Consider the following 17448-nt stretch of genomic DNA (forward strand, 5'->3'; position numbering starts at 1 on the left):
GGCCGCACAACGAGAAGGACGCCGCACACGGTTGGACGTCCGGAGTTCACCTCCCAAAACAAATCTCGCTGCACAAACAGCCGACGGCTCGTCGGTTCCCCATTTCGTTTTCAAGGATGTACACATGACCAAAGCTGCGGACAGCACAGTACTGCAGAAGGTTGCCGAGCTCACCGAACTGGCTCTAGGCACATACGCTTTCAATCCCGCGCGCATCGAGGAAGACGCCAACGGTGAACGCAGGATCCATCAGGGTGGATATGGCGACCGGCAGGTCTTCGAGTTGGTCCAGAATGCCGCCGACGAACTGCGCGACGAGCACAAGGGTGGCCGCATCCACGTGATCCTCACCGAGGACATGTTGTACTGCGCCAACGAGGGATCGCCGATGACGGTCGAAGGCGCCGACACCATCCTGCGAATGGGTGTCTCCAAGAAGCGCGGGGGCCAGATCGGACGGTTCGGAGTCGGGGTCAAGTCCGTACTTTCGGTGACTCGGGCGCCGCAATTCTTCAGTACTACAGGATCATTCGGTTTCGACGCTGATTGGTCCGCTGAAGAGATCCTGCGTGCTGTCAATGCTGCCCGTGAGTCCAAGTCGCTGAGCGTGTTGAATTCCGTCGGAGACACTCCGGTGTTGAGAATGGCGCGGTCGCTGGACGTGGACATCGAGCGAGTGCGGGACACTGTGCTCGATTCGCTGCTCGGTTGGGCAAGCACAGTTGTTCGGTTACCGCTCATTCCGGGTGCAGCAGAACGGCTGTCTGCGGACATTCGATACGACAGCGCCCGGCACGTGACCAACCGAGAGTTTCCTCATCTTTTCCAGCTCTTTTCTCCGCAGGTGGGGACCGTGATCCTCGAGGATCGCAGCGTGATGCCGAAAGTCCGCCGAGAAATCACCTGTGTGCAGAAGGGTGACTTACGGACTATTCATCAGGCGCGAGGGGGAGCGAAGTCCTCCGCAGAGACATATCGAGTCTTCGGCATTCCTCATGTGGTCAGCGACGAGTCGCGTCAAGGAGCAGGGGAACTCCACGGTCGCGTCACGATAGATGTCTCTTGGGCAGTGCCGGAGTACTCTCGCGTACGCGACTCTCGCTATTTGACAGTTCCCACTGAGCGTGGCACGTTCTGGTCGTACTTTCCGACCAAGTATCCGATGCAGCTCAGCGGAGCGCTCAACGCGGCGTGGAAGACCAACGAGGATCGGCAGAATCTCCTCGCAGGAAGCGAGCTGAATACAGAACTGCTGAAGGTTGCGGCCAAACTCGTAGTCGGTTCGCTGGAAGAACTTTCACCGAAGGAGGACCCGGCCGCATATCTGCCCTTGCTGCCGGGACGCGCAAGGGAATCCGAGTCGCCCAACTGGGCGTGCAAGTTCCTGACTGAGAACATCTGGAATCTCACCGCCAGTAACCCATCGTTGCCGGATCAAAACGGTGTACTGCAGATTCCTAAATTGTTGCGAATCCACAGGGAGAAAATATCGGACGGAGCGCTCGAGCTCTGGCGCGCGTACGAGGGACGGCCCGTTGACTGGGTGCATCATTCGGTCGAGGGGCCTGGCTCGCGGCGCGGAAAGATGGTTCACATTCTCGACGCGGCATCACACAATAACCCCGCCTCGTTTCGGGAGTGGCTTGAAGCCCTCGTCGAAGACGGCACCGTCGATGCCTCGAAGGCTGCGATTCGAGTGCTGGCCTACTTGCTCGCCAAAGATCTGGATGGATCCAAAGCGGCTGAGGACGCCGCGGATGCCCGCCGTGCTCGGATCATCCTGACCGATGGGGGAAAACTCGTTGCACCCACTCCCGGCATGGTATTCCGGCGGTCCAGTGAAGACGGGCTGCGCGACGACCTGATCTATATCGATCAGCGGATCGCCGACGACGTCGAACTACTCCCGATGCTTGATCGCCTCGGTATTCGCGAGGCGGACACCGAAGGTCGATTCCACAGTGTCCTCGATCAGGGCTTCGAGGGGTATACGGCCGAGTCATGGTCGCGCTTTTGGGAGCTTCTCCACAAGGCAGGCGGAGCCAGTCAAGCCAGGGCGATCACAGCCAGGGTCAGAGACGTGTCTACGACATTGCACGCCCGTACCCTTACCGGCAAGTTCGAGCCGCTTCACGCATGTATGCTTCCCGGTCCGGTGGTACCTCCCGATGGATCCAGGGATGCAAAACTGGTGATCGACATGGAGTTTCATGCGAACGACCGCTCGATCTTGCGAGAGTTCGGGGTCGCGGACAGGCCGATGACCGGATTCAAGCCGGATGGCGACGGATGGTTCGCCTCGTACCGCGATGCGATGTATGAGGCGTATTGCGCATCCCTCCCGGCAACAACTCGGCCGGTAATGCCTCAGACTATGCGCCTGGACGGTGGCGCAACGGCGGGCCCGCTGCATCTTTTCAGGCATCTGTCTCCGGAAGGCCGTGCTGCGTTCCTCGCCGCGGTACCTGAAGAGGGTCTGGTCGAGAATTGGACGCGGCAAATCGGGAAGGCTTCGAACACCCGAGCACAGGTGATTTCACCCATACGATGGCTCTTCAAAGAGTTCGGATTTGTCAAGACCTCGCTGGGAACAGTGCGGGTGCAGGACGCGGTCGGTCCTCAACTGGCGGCGTATTCCGAGGTACTTCCTGTTGCCGAAATCAGCGTGGGCAGGGCGCAGCGCCTCCGGCTTCCCTGCCGAGTCGAAGATGTCGCATCAGGTCGCTGGCGTGCCCTTCTCGAGTCGGTGAAGTCCAGCACGGACGACCAGTTCGTCGGGCGATCCTATGCCTTGCTTATTCGGGTTGCCGTCGAACTTCTTCTCGGGGAGGACACCGTCCGTTGTCGGGTCGGCGACACTTGGGATCTATTACCCGACGGATCGATCGCAGTCGCGGTGACCCGCGACGAGTACGAGGAACTCATTCGTGAGAACCACCCCGCACTGCTCGTCGATTCCCCCGACGACGCGGAGCAGGTCGAGGTGATGATCAACGACTGGGGTATGAGACGCGTCACCGATGTCATCGAGAAGCGGATACGTTCCGTGCCGTCCGGCGATGCGACGGCGCTTGCCGACGAGTACCCGGTCCTTCGTCAGCGTCTCGGTTCTCGGGTCAACGGACTGATGATTCAACGTTGCGCTGAACTCGAAGAAGTGATCCGCACACCGAACGGCACTCGGCTCAGCGCGCTGTCCAGCGCACTCGACGACTCCACCGTGCTCGTTCCCGACACGGGTTCCTTCGAAGAAGCGCTCTATGCTGCCGACCGTGTATTCGGGTTCGGACTCGGTCAGCACGGCTGTCGGCAGGTCATCGAGGCGCATCGTCGGCAATTGGAGGACAAAGCCGTTCGGGCGCGCACAGACACAGTTCGGAAAGCAGGATCGATACCGGCCAAGTTGGCTGCAATGCTCGAAGAAGATCAGCTGCGCCAGGGGCTTCCTTCGGGCCTGGTGGAAAGCGAGTTCCATGAATCGGGTTGCGCGCCGGATGTGGACCGGTTGGCTGAGCTTGCTTACAACGCCCACGACGATGGGGTGTTGAAGGTTTATGCGAAAGAAATCAGCGCCCGAATTCCTGGCACACCGCATCGGTTCGACGGCGGTCCGGCGGCCCTGAAATTCATCACCGATCTGGGCTTTCCCGATTCCTTCGCCGGTGCCAGCACACCCACTCTTCCGGAACGTGAGGTTGCTCACGGGCCCACAGACTTCCCGGCACTGCACCCCTACCAGGAGGAAATTGCAACGAGATTCGTCGAGTTGCTCCAAAAGTCGACCCCCCAACGAGCAATGCTGAGTCTTCCCACGGGCGCCGGCAAGACACGTGTCGCTGCTGAAGGAGTCATCCGGTGGATTCGGGAGTCGGGAACACCTGCGGGCCCGATCCTGTGGATAGCTCAGACAGCGGAGCTTTGCGAACAGGCCGTCCAATCATGGAAGTTCGTATGGGAGAAGGTCGGTGCAGACCAACCTCTCGTGATCGACCGACTGTGGAGTGGAAACTCGTCGACACCTGTGACCGGACGTCCGCAACTTGTTGTCGCGACCGATGCGAAACTGGCCCAACATCTCCACACGGAACCGTACGCCTGGCTGAGGAAGGCATCGCTGGTGATCGTCGACGAGGCCCATGTTGCGATATCCAAGGAGTACACCAGAATTCTGGAGGCTCTCGAACTCACGCACCACCGCACAACCCGACACCTCGTGGGGCTCACGGCGACACCGTTCCGCAACGATACGGAGCTGACACGACGCCTCATTCAGCGCTTCGGTAATCGTCGGCTCGACGAGGGTGTTTTCGGGAGTGAACCGATCAGGGCTCTGCAGGACCTCCGGATTCTATCGGCGGTTGAGCACCGTGAGCTCAAGGGCGCCGATATGGTTCTGCACAAAGACGAACTGGCAGAGGTCGTCAAGCTCAACGGTTTTCTCCCTCGGAGCGCGGAACGCAGACTCGCGGCGAATGAAGATCGAAACAAAGTGCTGGTCGACGAGATCTCGTCTCTTCCGGATGATTGGCCTGTCCTGGTCTTTGCTACTTCGGTCGATCACGCAAAGCTGCTGGCAGCGAAACTCAGCAATCGTGGGATACGCTCCGTCGCAATTGATTCTGCGACGCCACCGGCGGACCGCCGGCGATGGATCGATGGCTTCCGGAAGGGGGAAATCCGCGTCATAACCAACTATGGCGTGCTGTCGCAGGGGTTCGATGCTCCCGCAACCCGAGCTGTGTTCATTGCGCGGCCGGTCTACAGCGCGAACGCCTACCAACAGATGGTCGGGCGAGGGCTGCGCGGACCGAAGAACGGTGGTAAGGACACCTGCTTGATCCTGGATGTCAAGGACAACATCACCAACTTCGACAACAACCTGGCATTCACAGAGTTCGAGTACCTGTGGAAGAAGGAAGCGCGGTGACCGGAACAGTCGAGCCGGGATTCTCTCTCACGCAAGCGCAGGCGGAGATCGCCGAACAGGATTGGGATGCATGGGTTCTCGTCACAGCTGGAGCTGGTACGGGTAAGACGACCACTCTGCTTCACCGCTTGGAATTCTTGACCGGGGTCGAAGAACTCGAGGCTTCCGAGATTCTCGTGTTGAGCTTCTCGCGCGCGGCAGTAAGGGAGTTACGCGATCGCGTGGACAGGCATGCCGTGAGCGCTCGTCGGGTAAGGGCGCATACATTTGATGGGTGGGCGTCGTCGCTGCTGTACCAGATGGACCCGCATCGGGGGGATCTCGGCGGAACGAGCTTCGATGACAGGATCCTGATGGCGATCGATGCGATCGATGCTGGAGTTATCGAATCGTTCGAGAATGGGCCTCCGTCGCACATTGTCATCGACGAAGTCCAAGATCTCGTCGGCGTACGTCGGGAGATGGTCGAGGTGCTACTGGATCGGCTGGGCCGGCACTGCGGATTCACTGTTGTCGGCGACGCGGCTCAATCGATCTACGGGTTCCAGATCCCAGACCTCACTCAGCGAGCTGCGGAGACAAACCGCTTCTTCGATTGGGTACGTGCGACCTTCGGGGACGAGCTGCTCGAGGCCTCTCTCGACGAGAACTTCCGTGCGCGCACACCGGACGCGCGTGCTGCGCTTCACCTCGGACCCAAGCTGCAGGCGTTGCCATCGGCGGGGGATGCCGCCCGGGCCGAGGGAGTTCGACTGCACACCGAACTACGTCATGTCCTGGGGACAATGCCGAGTTTCGGCAGTCTTGACGACCCGTTCGTGCAGAGCTCTTTGCGGGAATACGACGGGACCGCTGCGATTCTGTGCCGGACCAATGGTCAGGTTCTGTGGCTATCCGAGCAGCTGAACAAGTATCAAGTGGCGCACCGCATTCAGCGGTCACCGAGAACTCGGCCAGCGCCTGCATGGGTCACTGAATTGGTGAACGCTACTCGTAGCTCGACCATGACCGAGGCACAGTTCACCGAAATCTACGGATCACTCCCCGACACTATCGACCAGGCGGGCCGGGTGTGGCGGTCGCTCCGCAAAGTTGCATCGAGTCCGAACAATCGTCTCGATGTGGGCGCGCTCGTGAAGGCCGTTGCGGAGGAGAGGCTTCCGGACGAGCTGACCGCCATCCCAGTACATCCGCTCGTGTTGTCGACAGTGCACAGAGCCAAGGGGCTCGAATTCGACAGGGTCATCATCGTCGAACAGGACGCGCTCGATGCCGGAGACAAGGATGCAGACTCACCGTCGGAAGCGAGACTGTTGTATGTAGGGCTGACCCGCGCTCGTGACGACCTATATCGGTTGAGTCTTCCACGGTTGTGGGAGATGCGGAACGCCCAGAAGAGCACGAAGATCGCTCGTTGGTACGTGGGGGGACGCGAAAAGTGGATGCGACGGGGAGTCGAAGCGTCCGAACGTGACGTGAACAAGACCGTTCCCCCGGGATATCCCGACGGGGCCGTGGTTCGGGACATCCAGACTCACCTGCGAGAAGTGGTCCAAATAGGCGACGCCGTCGAGTTACATAGGCTGCACGACTTGCCGATGGCACCGGATCAGACGCCGCCATACGGAATCATTCATGAAGAGCGGGAGATCGGGGAGGTCTCCGAATGCTTCCGCCGGGAACTCCACCGCCTTCTGCAGCCCTTCCCGCGGGCCGAGGTGATGTCGTGGCCCGAAAGCATATCCGGTCTGCGCATCGATCTGGTCGAGAGCGTCGCCGGCTCCGATGTAGTGACAGAACGTGCAGGCTTAATTACTCAAATGTGGCTCGCTCCGAGACTCGCTGGCCTCGGGCGTTTCCACTGGCGTGGCGACTCCAAGGAAAGCGAAGTTCGAGTATGAGCAAATCCGAGCCACATCTCGCGCACTACAAGCTGCGACGAGAGATTCGTGCCGCACTCCGAGACGACCTGCTGGGCCCTCAGGATGGGCCGGAAGAGTTGCTCACCAACGACGCGCCTGTCACCGCGTACCTCGTGGGCGTCCTGTTCCCGCACGTAGGGCAGGTGCCGACAACAGTTGGGGACGAGGAGGTCGGTGGGGAAGGAACCCCTGATGTCGTCCGGGGTGATGACGTCGAACAGGGCAATGATGAGCTCGGCGTAACCCTCACCAACCAGCGCAAGCCGTCGTCGATGGGGTTGACATTCGGTGTTGCCACCGAAGTAGCCGACACGATCTGCGTGACTGTTCGAACCGCGCGCTATGTCCCCGAGGATGAGAACGGGGTTCCTATCGAACCGACGCGTAGTGAAGCACGCAGCACTGAGCGTCAACGTGAGCGGTGGCGTCGCATTCCGATCGAGTGCGAGCCCGTTTCGATCCCCGTCGGTACGCCCGGTGTGCAAGCTCCGCGTCCCTTGAGTCCGGGATTGGAATTGCGTGTCCTCGCTCGGAAGGCCGACGAACATGGCGTCAGCACGGTGACGGTCACGATTGTGAACACCCTCCGGACCGGCGAGTACGACCTTCAGGACGCGTCATGTTTCTTCCAATCCGAGATTGCGGTGGAAGGCCCGGATGGGACCGAACCGTTCGTTGAACGTGTGATCGGAGGGAGGTCGGTGGATGAAGAGCAGGCTCTGAGCCGGCTCCTACATCGTCATGCTCCGTCCTTCGCTGTCGGTCATGGATGCTCGGTCGCGTGGGAGTGGTCGCCGTCGGCCATCCGGACACCGATGCCTGAGCGATGTGCCGTGTCGTCCCTGCGTACGGATTTCATGCCCACGCACGATGTTCTGCTGACCGACTCGAACCCCGAAATCGACGACGCTGCTCTGGGGATGTGGGGCCTCGGCACGGGCGACCACGAACATGTCATCAGCTCGCTCAATGGGCTACTCGACGGCTACGAAACCTGGATCGAGGACCGAGGGGCCGACGCTGAGGCACTGGGATCGACCGAGTACGCAGAGGCTGCCCGCAAGCAGGTCGAGGAATGTTCTCGCGCGCTAAGGCGAATGCGGCGTGGACTCGGACTCTTGTCCGACGGCGCACACCCAGAGGTGCTCCTGGCGTTCCAACTCGCGAATCAAGCGATGGCACAGCAACGTGCACGCAGTGTGTGGATCAAGGCCGGCCGCACAGGAATTATGGATACCGGCGCAGGGCGTTGGCGGCCTTTCCAGATCGCTTTCGTGTTGCTGTGTTTGGAGGGAATCGTCGAGCCGACGAGCGACGACAGAAAGACCGCAGATCTGCTCTGGTTTCCCACGGGTGGTGGCAAGACCGAGGCTTATCTCGGTCTGATTGCCTTCTCCGTGTTTCTGCGGCGTCTTCGCAACGAGGGGGAAACCGGTGCGGGGGTCACGGTGCTCATGCGCTACACCCTCAGGCTCCTGACGCTGCAGCAGTTCGAGCGGGCGACAATTCTGATCTGCGCGATGGACCGGATCAGAGAGAAGCATGTGGAGCTCGGCACGACGCCCATTTCGATCGGCATGTGGGTCGGACAATCCGCTACACCGAACAGCCTGGAGGACGCCGAGGTACAACTCGAGGAACTTCGGAAGAATCCCCACAAGCCTCTGCAGCGAAAGAACCCGGTGCAGCTGAGGCGGTGCCCTTGGTGCGGCGAACCGTTGGATGCAGACAACTACGAAGTGGACATCGATCGGCAACGCATGCTGATCGTATGCCCAAATCTGCAGTGCGAGTTCAATCGAGGTGACGGTATTCCAGCTCACCTCGTCGATCAGGCGGTCTACGACGCGCACCCAACCCTGATCATCGCTACCGTCGACAAGTTCGCGTCCATGCCGTGGCGTCCCGAGACGTGCACTTTGTTCAACCTTGACCTGCTCGATACCCCGCCGCCCGAACTCGTGGTGCAGGATGAATTGCATCTGATCTCCGGACCGTTGGGAACGCTCACCGGCCTCTACGAAACGGCAGTCGATCTGCTGGCAGATAAACCGAAGGTGATCGCGTCGACCGCGACCATCCGACGCGCGGGCGACCAGGTCGGAGCATTGTTCGAGCGGAAAGTCGCGCAGTTCCCCCCGTCCGGGCTCGATTCGAGAGACTCGTGGTTCGCCGTCGAAACACCCCGTGAAAGCAAAGCTTCTCGAAGGTATGTGGGACTGTTCACCCCCAACGGAAGTCAGGCGACCCTGCTCGTCCGTACGTACGCAGCACTTCTGAACGCGGCTCACGTTGCGCGCGAGAGTGTCGACCCTGCGGTGCTCGATGCGTACTGGACGCTGGTCGGGTACTTCAACAGTCTTCGTCTCTTGTCTGCAGCCGAACTCCAGGTGCTGGACGACGTGCAAGATCGACTCGAATTATTGGCTGCCACCGCCGGTCTCGAGGAAGCACGCTCTGCCACCGACATCATCGAACTGAGTAGCCGCGCCGATTCCAGTGACATTCCGCAGCACCTGAAGAAGCTCGATGTTGCCCTGCCGGACAAGAGCGCACTCGATGTGCTTCTCGCGACAAACATGATCTCGGTCGGCGTCGACATCGACCGGTTAGGTTTGATGGCGGTGATGGGCCAACCACAGACCACCGCCGAGTACATCCAGGCCACGAGCCGTGTCGGTCGTCGGCACCCTGGCTTGGTAGCCATAATGTTCAACTCGGCTCGGTCACGTGACCGGTCGCACTACGAACGTTTTCCCTCCTTCCACTCGGCGCTATACCGCCAGGTCGAGTCGACCAGCGTTACACCATTCTCGGCACGTTCGCGCGACCGTGGCCTGCACGCGGTGATCGTCGCTCTGACGAGGCTCACGATTCCCAGTGCGGCTGACAACGACGCGGCGGGCCGAATCGTCGACTTCGTCGAGGAGATCGAAGCGCGGATCATCCCCGCGATCGTTGAGCGTGTCACTGGGATCTCGGAAGTCATGCGCGCGGATGGGAAGAAAGTGGACGGGAAGGAAGTGGATGCAACTCGTTTGCACTGCTCGGATTTCGTCGATTGGTGGATGCAGGAAGCGCAGGACTATCCGGACTTGTGTTACGAAGCCAAGAGAGGAACAGGGCGGAGGGCACTCTTGGCAGGATTCGACGCGGGAACCGACGAGGTCACCGGATGGGAAACCCTCTGGAGTCTGCGTGATGTCGACGCTGAGTCAACTTTGTTCTTGGGCAACAACCGATCAGGAGCTATTCGATGACCCCACCGCCCAACACCGCACGTCGCCGTAGAGGAGCAGGTACGCCACCGAAGCCTGCGCCGCGAAAGCTCGGAGCAGTTCGGCGCTCACAGTTGGTTACTACCTACGGTGTCGGGTCAATGGTGGCGGTCGACAACGAGTCGTTCATCATTGCCGGCATCGATACGTGGGACGTTTCCGAAGCTGTCTCGGTATATGAACGTCGGTTGTCCCACATCCTCGGGGTCGACTCCTTCAAGTTGCCTCCAGCTCCCGACCCGGATCGTGCGACCGGCGGCGTTGTGGCGCATCGTTTTCCCGACTTCTATTCCTGCCCAGGCTGTAAAGTGCTGCAAAGGTTTTACAAGTTCAACTCGGAGAAAGGCCGGGCGCGCTGTGACGAATGCAGCGAGGATTTGGTTCCCTCACGGTTCGTCATTGCCTGCGACTACGGGCATATCGACGACTTTCCGTATTGGAAGTGGGCGCACCGCGATGTGGCCAGAGAGCCCGGCAAGTGTGGCGGGACCCTGACGCTCCACACCGATGGAAGTACCGCGTCGCTGAGATCTGTGGTGATCAAATGTGATTGCGGTGTACCCGATGTATCGATGGAAGGCGCGTTTCGGGCACAGGCCCTGAGGGACCTCGGCATTCGATGTGGAGGTCAGACGCCGTGGCTGTCGAACTCTCTACCTGAACGATGCGATGAGCGTCCGCGCGTGATGCAGCGAGGCTCGTCGTCGGCATGGCATCCGATCATGAACAGTGCGCTGTCGATTCCGCCGTGGGGCGAGGGGCTGTACGCGCTGGTCGAGCGGGAGAAGCTCATCGGTGCCTCTGAAGAAATCGTTCGGTTCCACTTCAAGAACCGCCAGGGTTTGCTCGATAAACTGAATGCGAGTGTTGAAGACGTAATCGAAGTGGTCAAGGCGTTCGAGGAACGTGAAGTGTCACCCGAAGACGGCGACGTTCCTCCTACCAGGACGTCGAGCACGCTCCGTCAGGATGAGTACAAGGCGTTGGTTCGCGGACGGAAAGAAGAACACGTCGCCGAGTACCAGCCCTTCGTTTGCGAGGCGCCAGACGGAGACCTTACCGAGGTTCGCGAATTTGGAATTGCGGGCAGCATGCTCGTGAAGCGGCTGCGAGAAGTGCGTGTCTTGTCGTCCTTCGTTCGTGGGGAGGCACCCTCCGAAGCAGATTCCGAGAATCGCCACGCACGACTTAGTATGAGCGACAAAACGGGCTGGTTGCCTGCGATGGAAGTGATCGGTGAGGGCGTATTCCTCGAGCTGGACGAAGCTCGGCTGTCGCGGTGGGAAAAGAACGGTGCGGTAAGGGATCGTGCAGACAGGATCCGAGCGAACCACACAGCGCTGCTCCGAGAGCGTGCCGGCGTGGGGAAGGCAGGTACCGGCAAGCACGTGGAATCACACGTTACCCCGCGGTTCCTTCTGCTCCATACGCTCGCGCATGTCCTGATCAACGAGTTCAGCCTCGATGCGGGCTATCCGGCGTCGGCCCTCCGTGAGCGGTTGTACTCGGATGCCGAGATGGCCGGCGTGCTGATCTACACGGCTACAAGCGACTCGGCTGGGAGTCTCGGCGGGATCGTCGCGCAGGGGGAGCCTGACAAGTTGGCCTCGACGCTGCGTGCGGCTCTTGCCCGTGCCGAATGGTGCTCGAACGATCCGTTGTGCATGGAGTCGGAATCCAGTGGTGCGGGAAGTGTGAATCTCGCGGCGTGCCACGCTTGTGCGCTGCTTCCCGAAACGAGCTGTGAATCGATGAACAGCTTCCTGGATCGTGCCATGCTCATCGGAGACCAAACGGGCACGATACCGGGCTACTTTGCAGATCTGCCGTAACTCACCGTCCCCCGCGTAACGGGAATTCAGACAGGAGCAAAATCACGTGCACGAGGACAAGGGTGCGCTCGAGAGTGCGGTTTCGCGTGCAGTGGAAGAAGGAGTACGTGAGCTCGACTCCCTCGATCGCACGATCGAATCTCTGTCGGAGGAGTTCGACCGCGTAGTCGACTCTGTTGCAGGTGATGGGTCATGCACTGATGCTGACGCTCTGCGCGAATCCGCGCTCGAATTCAAGCACTCGATCCGGTCCCATCTCGCTCGACAGCGGAAAGTCCTGTCCACGTTCAACATCGCATTCTTCGGTCGGACGGGTGCTGGAAAGAGCACCCTGCTATCTGCCTTCGGTCGCCTCGATGGGGGGTATGTGTCACCCGGTGAGAGCGACTGGACCACCGATGTCACAGAGGTCGAATGGGCAGGATGCAGGTTGTGGGACACCCCCGGAATCAACGGATGGGGGCGGACGCGCAAGAGAAGCGAGCTGGAAAAGGTGGCGCGCGAAGCCGTCGAGGTTGCAGACGTTGTGATGCTGTGTTTCGACACCCAAAGTCAGCAACCATCGGAGTTCGCGAAGGTTGCAGAATGGGTTCGTGAGTTCGGGAAACCGGCAATCGCCGTGGTCAACGTCCGGAATCTCCGTTGGCGTCACCCCGCCAAGGTGCCCAGCGACAATGCCCGCAGATCACTCTCCCAAGCCGTTCGAGAGCACGTTGTGAACATTCGGGCCGAGCTGAGCAACATCGCCCTCGGTGCCACGCCCGTGGTGGCCATCCATAGCCGGCGGGCCCTGTTCGCGCGAGCTACGACTCCCTTCAAGGGACCGTCCGAATCCAACTTCACGACCGAGCGAAAAAACTTCGGAGTGGAGTCTCTCGCCCAGTGGTCCAACTTCTCGGTACTCGAGGACCTCGTTGTTGCCTCCATTGTCTCGGGTGGAAGTGATCTGCGTTTGAGAGCACTGAGGGAAGGTGTTCGCGGAATCCTCACTTCACATGCGATGGACCTCGACGGTCAGGTGCAGGAAATGACACCCCGAATCGAGGAGGCAGAACGGATCATCGAGGGTTTGTTCGACACACTCGGGTATCCAGACGAGCGAATCCTGCAGGCGCTTCCGGGTGCTCAGGGGGACAAGAACGACGCGGTGAAGACCCTCGAATCGCTGCGAGGCGTGCCGTTTACCTCGCCGGTTACAGGTCGCCTCGACAGGCACGTTGCTCGTTTGCTCCGGTCACACCTTGCAGACCCTCGCGCCGACTCTATTGCGGTGTCCGATCGGCTGCTCTATGAAGCATTCGAACAGAAAAGGACCCTCGACGAATCGCGCTTCAACGAGATGGTCTACAACCTTGAGGCAATTCAAGCCGCGGTGGAAGAAGTGTGGTCGTCTAAGGCTGAGTTTCTATCCCGGGATGTGAGCCTCGCCGCGTTCGGCGCTGCTCCTGATCTCTCGGACAGTGATCTGGATTCGGCATCGTTGAACGGCGCCGCAGGTCGAGTCAAGCTTTCGATCGCCCGTCTTATGCAAGCGGCAGGATTGGCTGCGGGCGCCGGCGCAGGCGTTCTTATTGTGCCGGGCGTTGCGAATATTTGGAATCCGGCGGGGTGGGTCGCTTCGTCAGCCTCTGTCGCGCTCAGATTAGTGGCGGAAGCTGGGAAGTACGCGGGAAAGAAGATTGAGCATCTCGGTGAAAAGGAGAAGACTGAGGCGCGGTCCGAGGCGCAAGCGTCCTTTCGTCACGCGGTCGACATGACCTTCGACCGGATGGAACAGGATTTACGCATGCGGAGCCGGGAGTCGACATGGGACCTTGTCGGCCCCGAGTTGCGTGCGCTTCTCCTGAATGCGATCGCTTTGCGCAAGCAACAGGCGGCGCTGGAACGTCTCGTCGGTCAGTTGCGGCGTGCGGCATCGAGCTTGCCGATATCGCCCAGCGCGGACGCGACCCTTGCACGCGCGCAATCCGAGGTCCTCGACAGCTACGCCGAGTCTCGGTTGCCGGATCGCGACCTCGATGCACCGGCGGAACCACTCGCGCAACGAGTTTGGCTCGGCGAGGACTGGATCGAGGACACGGCAACAGAGATTGACATCGAAAACCCAGTTCAACACGCAGCTTTCGCTGTTCGTGCCGATAGTGACCAACAACAGCTCAGGGAACTGCTCGATCGAGTGTGGAATCCGCGCTCCCTAGAGCGAGTAGCCGCCATGACCGCGAGGACTTCTACTGGGTCATCACCTGTTTATGCTGAGGAAGAACCAGCATCTCAGTGTGGCTGCTCACGGCCGAAGATCGTGTTTCTCGGCGACTACAGCTCGGGCAAGTCCAGTTTGATCAAGCGGATCCTGATTGAAACAGGGGACTTCGATTCTGCCGACATGCCTATCGGGGGTGGTCCCGTCACCTCCGCTGCGCATGCGTATCACGTCGGCAATGTGTGTCTGATCGACACGCCGGGCTTCCAGAGCAGCAACTCCGAGCACAACGCGCTCGCACTGCAAGTGGCCGCCGGCGCTGCTCTCGTGGTCTTCGTGTTTCATGTCAATCTCCTTATCGGGGACCTGTCGTTCATCGAATCGATCGCAAACGGAACAGAGACATCGGTTTCAAAGAGGGACCGCATTCTCTACCTCGTCAACCGCGCGGATGAACTGGGCGTAGATCCGGTAACGGCACCGGCCGAATTCCTGGCGGCGAAGGATCGCAAAGAGTCCGAGCTCGTCGCGGCGCTGGCATCTCATGGAATCCAGGTCGACCCCCGTCAGGTGTATTCGATGTCCGGGGACCCCTTCGGAAAGGTCGGATCACGGATCGATATAGGCCCGTCCGCCTATGGGCAGCATCGGTCTTGGGATGCCGTAGGACCCGTGATCGACGTGATCAACAGTGTCGGGAAAGATCACGCACGAGCGGGGGCAGCAAAAGCCGACCTCGATGTGTCGCTGAACAATCTGATGAAACAGCGCATCGACTTGCAGGACGGAATCCGTAATGCGGAGGCTGTAACGGATGCAAATCGCGCGGTTATGGAAGCATTGGAAAATGGCGAACGGGACGCTTTGCTTCTGTCGGGCGTGTTGCGCCAGGACGCTAGAGACCTTGTCAGCGGCCACGCGAACTTCGCGAAGTCCCGCGTGAGATCGCTCGCCTCCGACGAACTCCACAAGATGGCCGAGATCGCCAACTCCTGGTGGAACGACATCGGATTCCAGACGAACATCGAGTCTTTCAGAACGCGTGCAGCGCAAGAGATCGACGATTGGTTCAGGGAACACTCGTCGCAGATCGATCGTGAAATCGCCGCTGCAGAGTTCGCACAAAGAGGAATCGTGATCGACCATCGGTTCGAGGGCCCGAACGCGGCAAACGGCGACGGACCGAGGGTGTTTGCAGGTGCGGCGAAGGGCGGAGCGCGTATCGCAAAGGCCCTGGGGAGACGTGATGAGATTTACCGGGTGGGAAAGATGATTGGGGTGAAGTTCAGGCCGTGGGGAGCAGTGAGGGCGGCGGGTAGGGCTGCCAAGGTTGCTCCGGTACTGGCAGTAGTGGGCGTGGCAGCCGATGCTTATGGCGTATTCAAGGGTGAGAAAGCCCTTCGCGACCGTGAGCTGAGTCGGGAGGAGGCCGAAACCTTCATTGCCAAACTTGCCGAGGAGATTCTGGATCAGATTCTTTGTGGGACCGAAGCGGATGGGCCGATCCCTGTGCTCGAAGAGCGCCGGACAGCGCTCACCGAGTGCATGCAAGACATGCAGAAAGACGTGAATGCGACGGCGGCCGCTGTCGCCGACCTACAGGCGTCACTTGAAGAAATCGACGGTTTGCTCGAATCCGGCACCGGTGTACACAGCGCAGACAGGATCGCGCAGTGACCGATCTGGACTCGAACCGCGTCATGGAATGGCTCGCAACCATGCCAGGTGAGTCCAACCCCAGCCGGCTGAAGTCGCGCTGGGACGACTTCAACATGTTCGATAAGCCGGTCGTCACTGTGTTCGGCTCATACGACACCGGAAAAAGCTCTCTGATTCGCCGCATCCTTGTTGACGCGGGCACGCCGGTACCGGGGTGGTTGACGATCAGCGGCCGGCACGAAACCTTTGAGGTCAATGGTGTCGAGTGTCAGGGCTGTCTCCTGCGAGACACCCCTGGCTTGGCGGTGGGGGCGGAAGATGTTCGTGGCGTAGCGAATACACATGCGGCCGTTGCGGCGCTCGAACTGACGGATATTGCCATCGTCGTGGTTTCACCGCAGTTGGCGACAGGTGAGCGGGGACTCCTTCGGGCCCTACTCGACGGAACCTGGACGCCTCGGGACCTATGGTTTGTGGTTTCTCGGTTCGATGAGGCAGGAATCGATCCGGAAGACGATCTCGAGGGCTATTTCGAATTGAGGGATCGAAAGACCGCAGAGTTGAGAGAGTCGCTGGATCTCGCTGCGGATTTTCCCATTCATGTGGTCGTACCGGATTTCGCCCAGTTCGCAGGTTCGTCACTCTCGGTGGAGGCTGCGACGTGGGATGACTTCCGTGCATGGGACGGCATGAACGAACTCGAACAGGCGATTGCGCATATTGGAAGTAGCGCTCTCACACATGCGCGGGCTGCGACGGAGGAGCGGTACTGGCGCCGAATACTGATTCGCGAAGTCTCTCGCTTGAAATCGCAACTTGCGGAAGCAGAACCGCTCGCTGCGGAAGCCGAGGCTGCGGAGTCTCGACACGAGCACTGGTCGCACGAATTACGCGAGATCGATCTCGCAGCTCGGGCCGATCTCAGTGCTCTCAGAGAGAAATTGACCGCCGTTCTACTGTCGGACTGGGAGGCAGCGACCGGAGACAGATCACTGCTTCTGAGCGGGGTGGAGAGTGCCATCAGTGGGTGGTCCGACACGTACCAGCAGCACGTTGACCGATTCTTGCAAAGTGTCGGCCGAGCATCGGCTCGTCAATCCGGACGTCAGTCATGGCGGAACCTGCAGGAGATTGTCACAGTAATCGAGGAGATGGAGCCGACATCAATCGAGTCTGCCCGAGTAGGTAAGCATGTAAAGACTGTCGGGGGAGCGGTGATCGCGGCGCTTCAAGATATTTCGCGAGTTCGACCGGCTAAGTCCGCGCGGATGAAGAATCCCGGCTCGGAGTCCTCCAGTGGGGGGGTGGGTGACTGGTCGCCCTCCGAAGTGCTCGCCGCAGCCACTGCAGTGTGGAAGCTTGCGCAAGTGGTTCTGGACGAGTGGGAGGATTACCGCGCTGCTCGTGAAACTGCCTTGCATAGCGAGAAACTGGCGAAAGCACGGGCCGAGAAGCTCGCTGTAGACCTAGTAGCGATCGCCCAAACCGTGTGGGACAAGGTGATGGTCGAGACGGAGCATAGGCTGCGAGTCGTCGATTTCTCGAAACCGGAGATCACGGACGGCCTACGCGAATCCGTCGATCAATTGCGCAAAGCTATCAATGCTGCGGAGACGCTCTTGGCGTAAGT

The 17448-nt window shown here is 60.1% G+C and carries 6 protein-coding genes; all 6 read left to right on the plus strand.

The window, feature by feature from the left end:
- Nucleotides 1-124 precede the first annotated feature (124 nt).
- Genes RDCOP1_RS10360 through RDCOP1_RS10385 form a run of 6 tightly spaced genes read left to right on the plus strand, consistent with a single transcriptional unit; the run spans nucleotide 125 to nucleotide 17446 of the window.
- Entirely contained in the window at nucleotides 125-4927 is a 4803-nt protein-coding gene (locus RDCOP1_RS10360; protein WP_072700073.1) for a DEAD/DEAH box helicase, read from the plus strand.
- Nucleotides 4924-6828, plus strand: a complete 1905-nt coding sequence (locus RDCOP1_RS10365) for a UvrD-helicase domain-containing protein (protein WP_072700075.1) — start codon at nucleotides 4924-4926, stop codon at nucleotides 6826-6828. The genes RDCOP1_RS10360 and RDCOP1_RS10365 overlap by 4 nt, the downstream gene beginning before the upstream one ends.
- On the plus strand, nucleotides 6825-10109 hold the full coding sequence (locus RDCOP1_RS10370) for a helicase-related protein (protein WP_072700077.1): 3285 nt from the start codon (nucleotides 6825-6827) through the stop codon (nucleotides 10107-10109). Before RDCOP1_RS10365 ends, RDCOP1_RS10370 begins: the two co-directional genes overlap by 4 nt.
- Entirely contained in the window at nucleotides 10106-11959 is a 1854-nt protein-coding gene (drmB, locus tag RDCOP1_RS10375) for an MrfA Zn-binding domain-containing protein (RefSeq protein WP_072700079.1), read from the plus strand. Before RDCOP1_RS10370 ends, drmB begins: the two co-directional genes overlap by 4 nt.
- Before the next feature lie 46 nt (nucleotides 11960-12005).
- Nucleotides 12006-15836, plus strand: a complete 3831-nt coding sequence (locus RDCOP1_RS10380; RefSeq protein ID WP_084722542.1) for a GTPase — start codon at nucleotides 12006-12008, stop codon at nucleotides 15834-15836.
- On the plus strand, nucleotides 15833-17446 hold the full coding sequence (locus tag RDCOP1_RS10385) for a GTPase domain-containing protein (protein ID WP_072700083.1): 1614 nt from the start codon (nucleotides 15833-15835) through the stop codon (nucleotides 17444-17446). Before RDCOP1_RS10380 ends, RDCOP1_RS10385 begins: the two co-directional genes overlap by 4 nt.
- Nucleotides 17447-17448: the final 2 nt, after the last annotated feature.

The sequence above is a fragment of the Rhodococcus coprophilus NBRC 100603 genome (genome assembly GCF_001895045.1).
GTDB classification, from domain to species: domain Bacteria; phylum Actinomycetota; class Actinomycetes; order Mycobacteriales; family Mycobacteriaceae; genus Rhodococcus; species Rhodococcus coprophilus.